Here is a 13,625-nt window from a genome sequence, read left to right on the forward strand (position 1 = left end):
GTGTTTCGACGGAAACTTGCAAATAAAATTCCGAGTTTTCATCGTCGTGCCGCTCTGTCTCCTTGTGTTGGGCAATTAGCTTTGGGACTGAGGGGGCTATTGTTCGACGACCTCTCCGATGAGTGTTGCCGAGCTGGAGCTGATGATTCTCACTTTGACAGTCTCGCCAATATGGTGGTTACCGCGTGGTATGACCACAGCCTTGTTCTGCTCCGTGCGCCCCATGAGTTGCTCACGGCTACGCTTGCTGAACCGTTCAATGAGTATTTCAAATTCCTTGCCTTCGTCTTTCTTGTTCTGTTGTGCAGAAATCTCGGTCTGCAGCTTGATGAGCTCGTTCAGACGGCGCACCTTTTCCTCTTCCGTCACGTTGTCTGGGAGATGTTTTGCGGCATAGGTGCCTGGCCGTTCGGAATACTTGAACATGAAAGCGGAATCGAATTGGCACTCTCTGACCAGTGAGAGGGTGAGCTCCTGATCCTCAAGCGTCTCATCATGGTAGCCTACGAATATATCGGTTGTCAGTCCGCAGTTGGGGATTATCCTTCTGATGGCAGCCACTTTCGCCAGATAGTCCTCACGGGTGTATTTGCGGTTCATCATCTTGAGTACCTTGGAGCTGCCGCTTTGCACGGGGAAGTGGATGTGGTTGCAGATGTTCGGTTCCTCAGCGACAGCATGGAGTATATCTTCCGTCATGTCCTCAGGGTTCGATGTCGAGAAGCGTACACGCATATCGGGCACGCTCCGTGCCACTTTCCGCAGCAGTTCGGCGAACGATGTGCCTTCCTCCGGTCGCTTTCCGTTGGGCAACAGTCCGTATGAGTTGACGTTCTGTCCAAGTAGCGTCACCTCTTTGAAACCTCTGTCGTGCAAGTCGCTCACCTCCCGCAAGATACTCTCCACGTCGCGCGATCGTTCACGTCCACGTGTGAATGGCACGATGCAGTAGTGACAGAAGTTGTTGCATCCGCGCATGATGCTCACGAAGCCCGACACGCGGTTGCCTCCGATGCGTTGTGGGACTACGTCGCGATAGGTCTCTGTCGTTGACAGGTCAACATCCATGGCGTTGTGGCCATTCTCGCAACGGGCAATCATCTCCGGCAGGTTCAGATAGGAGTCTGGTCCGCAGACGAGGTTTGCGTAGTGGTTTTCTATAAGGTCTTTGCGCACGCGCTCTGCCATACATCCGAGTACGCCGAGAATGAGCTTCCGCCCTTTTTTCTTCTCCGCATAGAGTGTCTCAAGTCTGTTATAAATCTTGTTTTCCGCATTTTCGCGTATTGAACAGGTGTTCAAAAAGATGGCGTCAGCCTCTCCCTCGTTCTCACAAATGTCGTATCCTGCCATACCCATGACGGAAGCTACCACCTCCGAGTCAGCCACATTCATCTGGCATCCATAGGTCTCTATAAAGAGTTTTTTCATTAATCTATTTTTATTTCAGTTGTTTTAGCCGAAAAGTCCGATGCCGATAAGCTGCCACAAGGACATCCATGCCATATCAATGGCCCATGGTTTCGCTTTCGATTTCCTACCGTTTACTTTTCGAGCTGGCGTGCAAAGGTAAGAAATTGTCGGCACACTCGCAAATGTTTAATTAAAAAGCACTTACGATTTATCTCAAATCGTTCATTAGCGCCTATATTGATTGAATTGAATTGCCGAGTAGTTTGATTGTCGTTTGATTGAAGAGGTAACGGGCTACAGCGAGAGAGAATGGCTGGAAAGGGACCGATAAACGAATAAAAGCAGTCAGGATGACATATTGTCATCATCTCATTGTGAGCGTGCGGTCTAATGAATAATTTGGGTTGATTGTTTGTCGGATACATCAGACTGTGGGGTTAGATTTCTTTAGCATGAGCTTTCGCACGGCAAAAGGTGAGCTTTTGCAAGACAATAGGTCACCTTTCGGGCTGCGAAAGGTGACCTATTGAAACATGATGTCTATACTGCTGATTTCCAGATGTTTGCAAAACAGATATTCAATGGTGGCTTGTCCGCATTTTTTTACTTACTTCGCACCCATCTTTGGATTGTAATCCAATCCCAGACTCTTGGCCCGCTGGATGTTGCGGCCCCTATTTCTGCGCTCGGTCTCTGGCTTCTGCTTGGTTATCCGTCCAGGTTTCTGCTGATACAACGGGATGTCACGCGGTCGCCAAGTCTCCCGAACCTCCCAGTTTGCCTTGCACTCAATCTCACGTGGGTAATAATACACCGCCTCTGCCTGCCGCTGCTCGCTGTAGAGTCCGGTGTCCCATCGGCCGTTGTCGTTGTCATCGACCAAAAGACGCATGTAATAGACACCCGGTTTCACATAGTAGATGGTGGCAAGGTTGTCTTTCACCTGCACTTCCTTCACTGGTTTGTCGCCTTCGTTGAGGAGCTGCAGTATGCAGTTGCGTCCGTCGAGTCCCTGAACGGTGATGATGACGGTTGAGTACTCTTCGAGCGCCTTCACGCTGATGCCCTGCTTGTACTTATTCGACACCTTTCCGTAGATGTCTGTGAAAGCCATTGAGTCGAGTTCAAGACTATATTCGTGGCCGGGTTTCCATGCTCCAATGAGCTTGTAGCGGCGCGACACACTGGGATCGGTGCCCAACTGATACTTCGCCCTATACCAGAGGGTGTCTATCTTCTCGTAGAGATGTATCTTCGAGGTATCTAAAACCGCAATGGGCGACGGCAAATCGAATGTCGGATTCTCGTCGGGCGCCATCTGCGAGTTGACTTTATAGCGCACGTCGAGCGGATCTACGGGAAACACAGTTTCGTAGTCGCGTCCCCGTTCCTTGTTCTTATCTTGTCGTTTCTTCCATTTGTCGTATGCTTCTTGGCGCTTTTTCACCCGTTTGGCATAGGGCTCTTTCGACAACACTTCCATCGTGTCGGTCATCAGCTGAAGTTTTCCGAGTGAGTCGCTGGCCTCATAGCTCAATTCCATGCGGAGTGTGTCTTGGTTCACAAGCATACTGTCGCGCAGCCAGTAGGTGATGGTGTCCTGATTGAGCGAAGGCTCTATGACAAAGGCATCGGTGGCATCGAAATTCAAGCCCTTGATAATTGGCAAATCCTTGTGGCCATAGCTGAAAAACAGGGTGAAATTCTCGGCTTTCAGCCTTTCTGCTTTCAGGAAATACCTATCGGTCTGCACCTCGTTGAAGGCCGTCAGCACCACGTCGTCGGGCAAAAAGTGGGTGTAGGGTGAGCGTTTGATGTCCAAAATGCGGAGTGAATCTTGCCAAATGGTGTCCTGACGGATGTCGGGTTTGGACGAAGGCATGATGATTTCGGGTGTGAACGCCAATTTTTCGCTCTGCTGACTGAACCTGTAGTTTCCATCGGCGTCTTGCAATGCGTAGATGCGGCAATCCCTTTGTGGCACGCCTTTGATGATGAAATGCCCACGGTCGTCAGTGCGCGATACGCGAAGCATCGGCTCTTTCTGAAAGACCGTGTCAGACTGGTTGGTGTAAAGTCCGACGAGTATGCCTTTGATAGGCTCCAAGTTCTCGGCCTCCAGCACATAGCCGGCCACCTCCATGGTGTCGATATGGTCGCCAGTGGAGAATGTGTAGGTATAATTGCCGAGCGGATTGCCCTCGTTGTTGTCGGAGATGGCATCCGAAAAATCAATCGTGTAGGTGGTATTGGGCTTCAAAGAGTCTTGCAACTCCACGGTGATTCGCTTTCCATTGGTTTTGATTTCTGGAGCCTCCAGCTGCGGTGGCGATACAACGACTTTCTCTGTGGGGTTGTCAAGTTTGATAAACTCATCGAAGAGGATGCTTATTTTCCGACTGTTGACGTCGGTTGAGCGGTCAGCGGGCGACTGACCGAGTATCTTCGGTGGCGTCTCGTCGAACCAACCGCCGTCGGGTTGACCCATCTTGGCGCACGACACCAGTAGCAAGACGAACAAAAGGACTGGGAGGAATCCTCCGTAGCGGGAGGATTGAAAGAAAAAAGAAAAGCCTCTCCAAACCTCTCGCAAAGAGAGGAGATACTTGAAGAAGCTTATTATAATATGTAACAATCTTGAAAACATGAGTTTATCCTTTACATGAGATTATTCTCAGCAGATGTTTAAGCATTTCATTGTAGGCAACCGTGCGTGAATTACCTTATATTGAGGTGGGCTTCGGTGCCTCATTGTTCAGCAAAAGCATCTCTTCGATGTTCTTCCGGCTGTTGGAAAGACGCGGAATCTTGTGTTGCCCACCCAGCTTTCCCTTCGATTTGAGCCAGTCATTGAAAAGATTCTTGCGAGCAGGGATAACCTCCAGTCGCTGAAGCGTGATATCACGGAAACGCTTGGCTTCATAGTCGGAATTGATTTCCTGTAGCTTGGTGTCGAGTATAATTGTAAACTCCTCAAGACTGCTGGGCTCTTTGGCAAACTCTATGAGCCATTGGTGGCGGCATTTTGCATTGGCATCCATGTAAATGGGTGCAGCGGTGTACTCGGAAACCTGCGCTCCCGTTGCCTTGCATGCCGCCTCAATCCCCTTTTCGGCATTGTCCATAATCAGTTCCTCACCGAAGGCATTGATAAAGTATTTCGTCCGACCGGTGATGATGAACTTGTAGGGATTGATGGAGGTGAATTGGACGGTGTCTCCTATCTCGTAACGCCACAATCCGCAGGCGGTGGTGATGAGCATGGCATAGTTCTTTCCCACTTCTACTCCGCTGAGGGGCACGATGTTGGGCTTCTCGCTGCCGAACTCGTCCATCGGAAGAAACTCGTAGAACACTCCGTAGTCGAGCATGAGAAGCATACTGCGTTCGGAAGGGTCGCTCTGGATGCCGAAAAATCCCTCTGAGGCATTGTAAGTCTCCATGTAGTGCATGTCCGACTTGGTTATCAGCTGCTCGAACTGCTCGCGATAGGGCGTGAAGGCTATGCCTCCGTGGAAGAATACCTCAAGGTTCGGCCACACTTCCTCAAGATGGGTCTTGCCGGAAAGCTCCATAACACGCACCAACACGGAGAGCATCCATGACGGTACGCCTGAAATGCTGCGGACATCCTGCCTCAGCGTGTCCTCGGCAATGCGGTTACGCTTCACCTCGAAGTCGCTCAGCAAAGCCACTTGCTTGGAAGGCACGCGACGAAGGTTGGCCAGCGGATTGATGTTCTCAATGAGAATGGCACTCAGATCGCCAACCAACGAGTTAGGAAGATTATAATTTGGGGAGTGACTACCGCCTAAAATAAGGCTTTTTCCATCGAAAAGACGGCTCTCTGGATGGTTGGCCAGATACAAAGCCACAACATCCTTTCCGCCTTGGTAATGAATCGATTGCAATCCTTCTGAAGAAACGGGGATAAACTTGCTCTTGTCGTTTGTCGTTCCCGACGATTTGGCATACCATTTCACCTGTCCCGGCCACAGAACATTATGCTCACCATGACGCATTCGGTCGATATCGGACTTGAGTTCCTCATAGGTGTTGACGGGAATGTTCTGCGCGAAGTCGTCATATGAATGAATAGTAGAAAAAAGATGATTCCTCCCATACTCTGTATCCTTTCCTTGTTCCACCAAATAGCGTAGAATCTCATCCTGGATAGCATCACCACCATGCGTGTAACGTTCCAATTCACGGTGGCGTGGTTGAAAATACAGCTTATTTACTATGCTCGTAAGATTCATTGGTCATCCATATTGTTTTTAAAAATACAAAAGTAATGTAAAATTACTGAATATGTCTGATTTTTACTTATTTTAATAATGATAGGAAGATACTGAAGAAGTGAAGGAGCGAAAGAGCAAATACTACTTGTAAACCATTGATAGTTTGTAGTCTTGTCTTTCACTCCTTCACTTCCTATACAAAGTCTTCGCTAACCGAAGGCCTTAGCTTCTGCGGCTGCAATGATAGCCTCTCTATCATCATCAGCGGCAGTCTCAAATTCAGGGAGTTTGTGGTCATCGGCCTTTGCCTCATCCACGGCCGTTTCTTTTGCAGCCGGAATGGAAGATTCCGATGAACCGTCAATGAATACTTCCTCATGAATAGGATTTTCGCACTTCTCCTCTTTCATCTCAGTACCCACCATAAAGTTCATATTTTGTTTGGTATCAGGGACATCGAGCACAGGTTCTTCCTCCATTTTAGTACGGTTTGACTTTGCATTGAACACTTCATCGATGAATTGTGGCTCACGACGCAGACGCTGTAGCGTAATTTTTGCAGCCTCCTGCTGGCTTTCCTTCTTTGAATAGCCGTGCCCTTGACCTGAGGCTATTCCCTCAATGACGACCTGAAAGTCGAAAGTAGGGCTTCCTTCCTTATCTTTGGCGTGCTGGAGCAGATTAAACTCAAGCTTAACCTTGTTCTTCTGTCCCCACTCAATCAGCTTCGACTTGAAATTCACTTCTTTGTAAGCCACCTTATCGATGTTGATCATCTCGCCCAATATCTGCTTTTTCATGAACTTCATGCAGGCATTGTAGCCATGATCCAGATAAAGCGCACCTACTAAAGCCTCGAACGCATTGCCCCCAAGATAGCTATTATGCGACGATGAATGACCGTTTGATAGTATTAAATCATTGATTCCCAACTCCTTGGCTAAATGATTGAGCGTTTCTCGCTGTACTATCTTAGAGCGAGTGTTGGTCAAAAATCCCTCCCGTTTACCAGGAAAATGCTCGTAAACGATATCTCCGACAATAGCATCGAGGATGGCATCACCCAAAAACTCCAACCTTTCATTGTTTACAGGCTTTCCTTTTGCGTTGCGATGTGCCACACTCTTGTGCAAGAGAGCTGTCTGATAGTAGCTGAGATTGTGCGGAAGTATTCCTATTATCTGATACAAAGACAAATAAAGTTCCTTTTCCTTTCGGAAAGGGAGCTTTATTCTATCAATAATATTAGTCAGCATATTTCTTGAAAATCACGCAAGCGTTGTGTCCGCCAAAGCCAAATGTGTTACTGAGCGCAGCACGTACTTCGCGTTTTTGGGCCTTATTGAACGTAAAATTCAAATTATAGTCAAGATTTTCGTCTTTGTCATCTTCCTCATGGTTGATGGTTGGAGGAATGATTCCATTCTTAATGGCCAAGATACAAGCCATAGCCTCTATTGCTCCGGCAGCTCCGAGGAGGTGACCGGTCATACTCTTAGTCGAGGAGATGTTCAATTTGTATGCCGCATCGCCAAACAAATCCTTGATAGCCTTTGCTTCTGACACATCGCCGACTGGCGTTGAGGTACCATGAACATTGATATAGTCGATGTCTTCAGGCTTCAAGCCTGCATCGTCGAGTGCTGCCTGCATCACCAAGCGGGCACCTAATCCTTCTGGATGGGAAGCAGTAATGTGGTATGCGTCAGCTGACTCTCCTTCTCCAACGAGCTCTGCATAGATTTTAGCTCCACGAGCCTTGGCGTGTTCGAGTTCTTCGAGGATGAGACAACCAGCTCCTTCGCCCATAACGAATCCGTCTCGACTTGCCGAGAATGGACGGGAAGCATGCTCTGGGTCATCATTGCGAGTTGACAGTGCGTGCATTGCATTGAAACCGCCCAATCCACAGGCGCAAATAGCTGCTTCAGCACCACCGCTTACAATCATGTCGGCCTTGCCCAAGCGAATGAGATTCAATGCCGTACCAATGGCATTGGTTGATGATGCGCAAGCCGACGTTGTTGCGAAGTTAGGTCCGTGGAATCCGAATCGTATGCTGATTTGACCCGCTGCGATATCGGAAATCATCTTTGGAATGAAGAATGGGTTGAACTTTGGTTCCTGATCAAGATGTTGTCCCCAATAGACCACTTCTTCCTCGAATGTCTTTATACCGCCGATTCCAACGCCATAGACCACACCTATTCTATTTTTGTCGGCTGTTTCGAGATCGATTCCACAATCTTTCACACCCTGTATGGCGCTAATGATGGCCAGTTGTGTGTAGCGGTCGAGCTTTCGAGCTTCCTTACGGTCGATATAATCATTTATATTGAGGTCTTTCACCTCGCAGGCAAAATGAGTCTTGAAGTTGGTTGTATCGAATTGTGTTATAGGAGCAGCACCGCTCTTGCCCTCCAGCATAGCCTTCCAGGTTTCCTCTGGTGAATTACCTAATGGTGTTACAGCACCAAGGCCTGTTACTACTACTCTTTTTAATTCCATTTAAGTAATATTTTTTGTTTCGCATCATCTCGGAATAAACATGATTTTCCTAAATAATTCAAATTAGGGAGTTAGGCTAACGTTCTACCACCAGCATCTGAAACAACACCAAGAAGTAAAACTGTTGGCATAACTCCCTAATTCTTATTTCATTACTCCTTGCTTATAGCGAAACTTGAGTAAAGATATAAGTGAAAAGTTAAAGACAAAAGTCAAGCGGAGAACTGTTCCTCCGCCTTTATTTTATTTTGACTTTACTTTGCGTTCTCTTCGATATAGCTGATAGCGTCACCTACGGTACTGATGTTCTCAGCCTTGTCATCAGGAATAGAAATACCGAATTCCTTCTCGAATTCCATAATCAGCTCTACGGTATCCAATGAGTCAGCACCGAGATCATTTGTGAAGCTTGCTTCTGGCTTAACTTCTGCTTCATCAACACCGAGCTTGTCCACAATAATAGCCTTTACTTTTGATTCAATTTCTGACATAATTTCTAAGTTTTAAAACGTTTAATATTATTTTCAAATCTAAAATTCGGCTGCAAAGGAAAGACAAATTTTCCACGTACACAAATTTTTCTATTAAAAAAGTGCATCACTTTGCACACACTATACAACATTGTGCATACATTTTAACAAAAAAAAGCATTATATTGCGACAAATCAAGACTTTATCATAAACTATTCGAATAATACTTTCATAGCAAAGACGGACAACAACTGACATTTTTACGTTCATAAAGTCAAAACTATCAATTTAATTTTGCTCATCTAATTAATTTAGAGTATATTTGCACAATAAATTAAAACCTAAATAAAATGTCATTTACAGAACATTGTAACAAGATTTTCAGTCAGGCTATTCGTGATTACCACATCACAGACAACGTTGACACACCTATTAATAATCCCTATGATAGAGATTCCATTGAGAATCGCCTCTATCTGAAATGTTGGATTGACACTGTACAATGGCATTTTGAGGACCTTATCCGCGATCCACACATCGCACCCGAAGACGGGATGAGCCTTAAACATCGAATCGATCGATCAAATCAGGACCGAACAGATCTCGTAGAGCAGATCGATTCGTACTTCAGACAGCTTTATTCCGACGTGAAAGTGCACGACGATGCCACCATCAATACAGAGAGTCCGGCATGGGCTATTGACCGATTGTCTATCCTCGCACTCAAAATCTACCACATGAAGGAACAGACAGAGCGTACCGATGCATCTGAGGAACATCTCCAAAAATGCAAGAACAAGCTCGCCATCCTTCTTGAACAGCAGGTGGATCTCGGAACGGCCATCGACCAGTTGCTCGATGACATCAAAGAAGGGCGCAAGTACATGAAGGTGTATCGTCAGATGAAAATGTACAATGACCCAGCAACCAACCCTGTTCTCTATAAAAAGTAATTGAAGACCGACCACATCATCATCATGCGGTTCTCCGCAATGGGCGACGTCGCCATGACGGTGCCTGTGGTCTTCGCATTGGCACACCAATACCCTAAACTACGAATCAGTGTACTGTCGCGACCCTTTGCACGGGCTTTCTTTCAGAATCTGCCGGACAACGTGGAATTCATGGAAGCCGATTTAAAGAATGAGTACAAAGGCATCCACGGCCTCAACAAACTCTACAGGAGGCTGCTGGCGAAGCATCCCACTCACGTTGCTGACTTTCACAACGTACTGCGCACAAGATACCTGCGATTCCGCTTTAACTTCGACAGGTTCAAGACAGCCCATATTGACAAGCACAAGTCAGGAAAGCGAAAGCTTTGCCGAAAAAACAACAAGAGTTTCGTCCAACAACCCACCTCGTTCCAAAACTATATGGATGTTTTGGAACAATTAGGCTATCCCATCCAACCAGATTTCAAGAGTATTTTCACCAATGGCGGAAACGACATCCATACACTCCCAAATATAATAGGTGTGAAAAACGAAGGCGAGACTTGGCTCGGAATCGCTCCCTTTGCCGCCCATGAAGGCAAAATGTATCCACTTGAGAAGATGGAGGAAACGGTGCGGTTGCTGACTGTAGAGCATCAGCATCTCAGAATCTTCCTTTTCGGTGGTGGCAGCCAAGAAAAGGAAATACTCAATTCATGGGCTACCAAATATAAGGGCTGTCTCTGTGCTTCATCGGTTCTTCACGGACTATCGGAAGAACTTATTCTGATGAGCCATCTCGACGTCATGATTTCCATGGACAGTGCCAACATGCACCTTGCCTCGCTCGTTGGAACACGTGTGGTGAGCATCTGGGGCGCTACTCATCCCTATTGCGGTTTCCTCGGTTGGAAACAGAGTAGCGATGATGCTGTTCAGAACAACCAACTATCATGCCGTCCATGCTCCGTATTTGGCAACAAACCATGCCATCGTGGCGACTTTGCTTGCATGAATACCATTGAACCCGCAGACATTGTCAGCCGATTGAAGTTAAACAACGAGTAAACAAAGCGCCTTCGCAGCTGTGTTTTTTTATGCCAATAGGTGTTTCTTATCCTATTTTATAATTATCTGATAATCAACAAGATAGATTTTGTATTACAAAAGGTCAGCTATCGTTGGCCAAAAGCTGACCTTTCACTCGCTGATAGCTGACCTTTTGCATTGCCGAAACTGAGGTATGGAATAATCACAAATCATTTTTTTAACCGCAATTTCACAATTAGCTGATGACAATATGGATTTCAAAATGGTTTCATTCGCTTGCTGGCAACTTCCCTTTCGTTCGATATCGCCGTAGCTCTCTGCGTCTTCAAAAGAACGAAGAACAAGCCGCCCGGCTATCAAATAAAATCGGTACAGGAGCCATTGGCCGATTGGGGATAATCGTTGTGAATTTATTTTACAGACTTCTTTGAGAGTTTGTTCAGATACTCTTCCTTACCGTCAAAATCCATATTACCAATTGCACCTGAAGAATATAGGAATATCACCTTGCTATTATAAGGGATGGTTGACATATCTTCAAGATATTCATTGAATTTGGAAGAGGTTATCGGACGGTTGTACAATAAAAATGAATACAGTCCCATGCCAACACGTTTGTAACCCACAGTTGTCTGATTCTTATCTTTGGAATCAGAAGATATTGAAATACAGCCTAAATGGTATAACCGTTGTTTTATTTCAGACAATTCCTGTGATGTCAGTCCGGCAACACGCATCAAAGAGTCATTATTTTCCTTGGTTTCATGATAATTATCAGAAACTATCGAGTCGTTTGGAGTCGATACATTGAATATGCTTATGGTGTCGTTCTCAAATTCAATATATACCGATGAGTTGGGAAGAATGGCCGAACGAGTGTAGCTACATAGCTCGTTGAGTTCCACTTTGTTATCCTCGTAGAAATCTTCCATATCCTCAGCGTAGCTAATCGTTCTGGTAAATAAATAGAACAATGACAAAATATTTATTAGTCCTAAAGCCAATATAATCTTGTCTTTCCTATATTTAAACCTGAAAGCTCTGAAAAATAGAAAAAGCGATACGAGTATGACAGGGAAAGTGATGAAGCACAGCATACCCATAAAAAACATAAACCAACCCATATTAGGAATTGATAATATGATAACAATAGTCACATAGATCATTGCGATGATCTCTAAAACTGCCTTTCTTTTATAATAATGATTCATAAGGTTTCCTTTTCATTTCAGACTAATTTCTTGAATTTCAACCTTTACTCATCCACCCTGTCCTCTTCGCGCAGATATTCCAAGTAGTCGCTGACGGTTGTTTCGCCCTTTGTTGACTCTTCGTCAATCAACGGTTGCATCACCTTCTCAATAAACTCGGTGAGCACAGGCGCATCCTGACAGCTTTCTAAGAAATCTCTCACATCATCGAAAGTCGCTTGCTCAGTATATTCTTTCTCTGCCCATAGCTTCACATTTTCAAGCATCCGCCGCTGGGCTGCCTGCATCATGGCTCCCACGGGACAAGAAAGAAATATCTTATAATAATCGCTCAATATTGGTTTCATCGATATTTTCCTTTCTATTAATATATTATATTTGTATGAATGATCATTTTCAGACTACAAATATACAATATTTTGTGAAAGCAATAATTTTTATTGTGGAAAAGTATGTGGAAAACTACCTAACAAGTTTTTAACAACCACCTGAATATCCACAATAGAAAGGAGAAAAGCAATGATGTGTGGATATTCACAGAGTTATTAATGCGCTTTTATGGAAGTTTTGCACATGATTAGGGCTTAAAAAGATATAAACTTATTATCTTTGCAATGGATTAAAACATTGTGGATAAGTCAAAAAATGAACTGATAGTCAGCATTTAAAAATAAACAGTGAGTGTTGATAATTCATTTCCACGGGTTGATAACCAAATAAGCAAGAAATAAGCGAAAAACTTTTGCACTTATCAACGGCATATCATACTAATACATTCTTTTTTTATTTTAAAATAAAAATAAGAATATAATGAAATGAGAACGAATAACTATTGAATAATGAAAAATTTTAAGACGTATATCACGGCTGTGCTACTGATGTTGACATTGCATTCAGCAGCACAGTGCACTTTTAAGAACACTGCTTTCAATAGCGGTGAATACCTGACCTACAATCTTTACTATAACTGGAAGTTCGTTTGGGTGAAGGCCGGAACGGCATCGTGGTACACTGTGGCATCAACCTATCAGGGTCGGTCTGCTTATCGTGCGTCGCTCACCACCCGTGGCAATGGCAAACTTGACGCGTACTTCGTTTTGCGCGATACGTTGCTGTGTTATAACACTAAAGATATGGCACCACTCTACTATCGAAAAGGAGCGAGGGAAGGAAAGCGTTATACCGTCGATGAGGTTTTCTACAGCTATCCCAATGGCAAACCAAAGGTGAGGCTTCATAGAATTGACAATGATGGCAATCATCACTGGATGACGAAAACGCCGGGGCAATGTGTTTTCGATATGATGAGTATTTTCCTGCGAGCACGTAGTTTCAATCCTGAAAGCTGGAGAAACGGTCAGGTGGTCAATTTCGGCATTGTTGATGGAAATAGTCTGAACTCTGCTCGTATCATTTATAAAGGAAAAAAGAAAATTAAGGCTGATAATGGTAAAAAATACCGTTGTCTTACGTTGGCCTATTATGAGCAGGAAGATAGGAAATGGCGCAATATCTCTACTTTCTATGTCACTGACGACACCAACCATATTCCCGTTCGCCTCGACATGCGTCTAAAGTTTGGTAGCGCAAAGGCATTTTTAGTCAGTATGAAAGGCATCAGAAGCAATATAAGCTCACAGGTGAGGTGATATTATTTGGATGGTTGTAGAGAGCGGAAAGTGGTTAGTTTGAGCTTCTTTCCATAAAATAAAATGCGAGATTGCCAGTTTAAGGTAATCTCGCATCTATTTTATAAAAATCTAATTTGTTTTTGAATGTCTGTTCTAATTTTGCTT

General features: G+C 44.9%; 11 protein-coding genes. 3 read left to right on the top strand and 8 right to left on the bottom strand.

The annotated features are described in order from the left end of the window. Positions 1–96: 96 nt before the first annotated feature. The 6 genes from miaB to H515_RS0101420 form a co-directional block, all read right to left on the bottom strand. Positions 97–1,431, bottom strand: a complete 1,335-nt coding sequence (gene miaB, locus H515_RS0101395) for a tRNA (N6-isopentenyl adenosine(37)-C2)-methylthiotransferase MiaB (RefSeq protein ID WP_025874717.1) — start codon at positions 1,429–1,431, stop codon at positions 97–99. A gap of 589 nt (positions 1,432–2,020) precedes the next feature. Then, a complete protein-coding gene (locus tag H515_RS12780; protein WP_081410099.1) occupies positions 2,021–4,060 on the bottom strand; it encodes an Ig-like domain-containing domain in 2,040 nt (679 codons plus the stop codon). Positions 4,061–4,136: 76 nt separating this feature from the next. Next, complete coding sequence (locus H515_RS0101405; RefSeq protein WP_028901474.1) at positions 4,137–5,672, bottom strand: GH3 auxin-responsive promoter family protein; 1,536 nt, start codon at positions 5,670–5,672, stop codon at positions 4,137–4,139. 191 nt (positions 5,673–5,863) lie between these two features. Further along, positions 5,864–6,910 (bottom strand): ribonuclease III, encoded by a 1,047-nt coding sequence (rnc, locus tag H515_RS0101410; RefSeq protein WP_025874714.1) that lies wholly within the window; start codon positions 6,908–6,910, stop codon positions 5,864–5,866. Next, the gene (gene fabF, locus H515_RS0101415; RefSeq protein WP_025874712.1) at positions 6,900–8,162 is read right to left on the bottom strand and encodes a beta-ketoacyl-ACP synthase II; all 1,263 of its coding nucleotides are present in this window, start codon (positions 8,160–8,162) and stop codon (positions 6,900–6,902) included. Before fabF ends, rnc begins: the two co-directional genes overlap by 11 nt. Positions 8,163–8,416: 254 nt before the next feature. Next, the gene (locus H515_RS0101420) at positions 8,417–8,653 is read right to left on the bottom strand and encodes an acyl carrier protein (RefSeq protein WP_025874710.1); all 237 of its coding nucleotides are present in this window, start codon (positions 8,651–8,653) and stop codon (positions 8,417–8,419) included. Between the two features lie 330 nt (positions 8,654–8,983). On the opposite strand from H515_RS0101420, the gene H515_RS0101425 reads away from it, so the two are divergent. Continuing rightward, positions 8,984–9,586 carry a DUF4254 domain-containing protein gene (locus tag H515_RS0101425; RefSeq protein ID WP_025874708.1) on the top strand — a complete coding sequence of 201 codons (603 nt, stop codon included), beginning with the start codon at positions 8,984–8,986 and terminating at the stop codon, positions 9,584–9,586. After that, positions 9,587–10,636, top strand: coding sequence for a glycosyltransferase family 9 protein (locus tag H515_RS0101430; RefSeq protein WP_025874706.1), 1,050 nt, complete (start codon positions 9,587–9,589; stop codon positions 10,634–10,636). 392 nt (positions 10,637–11,028) lie between these two features. On the opposite strand, the gene H515_RS0101435 is transcribed toward H515_RS0101430, so the two are convergent. Both H515_RS0101435 and H515_RS0101440 read right to left on the bottom strand, forming a co-directional pair. After that, positions 11,029–11,550, bottom strand: coding sequence for a hypothetical protein (locus tag H515_RS0101435; protein WP_036890483.1), 522 nt, complete (start codon positions 11,548–11,550; stop codon positions 11,029–11,031). 323 nt (positions 11,551–11,873) lie between these two features. Further along, positions 11,874–12,176 carry a hypothetical protein gene (locus tag H515_RS0101440; protein ID WP_028901475.1) on the bottom strand — a complete coding sequence of 101 codons (303 nt, stop codon included), beginning with the start codon at positions 12,174–12,176 and terminating at the stop codon, positions 11,874–11,876. A gap of 492 nt (positions 12,177–12,668) precedes the next feature. Here H515_RS0101440 and H515_RS0101445 point away from each other — a divergent pair, with 492 nt between their 5' ends. Continuing rightward, positions 12,669–13,478 (top strand): DUF3108 domain-containing protein, encoded by an 810-nt coding sequence (locus H515_RS0101445; RefSeq protein WP_028901476.1) that lies wholly within the window; start codon positions 12,669–12,671, stop codon positions 13,476–13,478. Positions 13,479–13,625: the final 147 nt, after the last annotated feature.

The organism is Prevotella corporis DSM 18810 = JCM 8529, assembly GCF_000430525.1.
GTDB classification, from domain to species: Bacteria; Bacteroidota; Bacteroidia; order Bacteroidales; family Bacteroidaceae; genus Prevotella; species Prevotella corporis.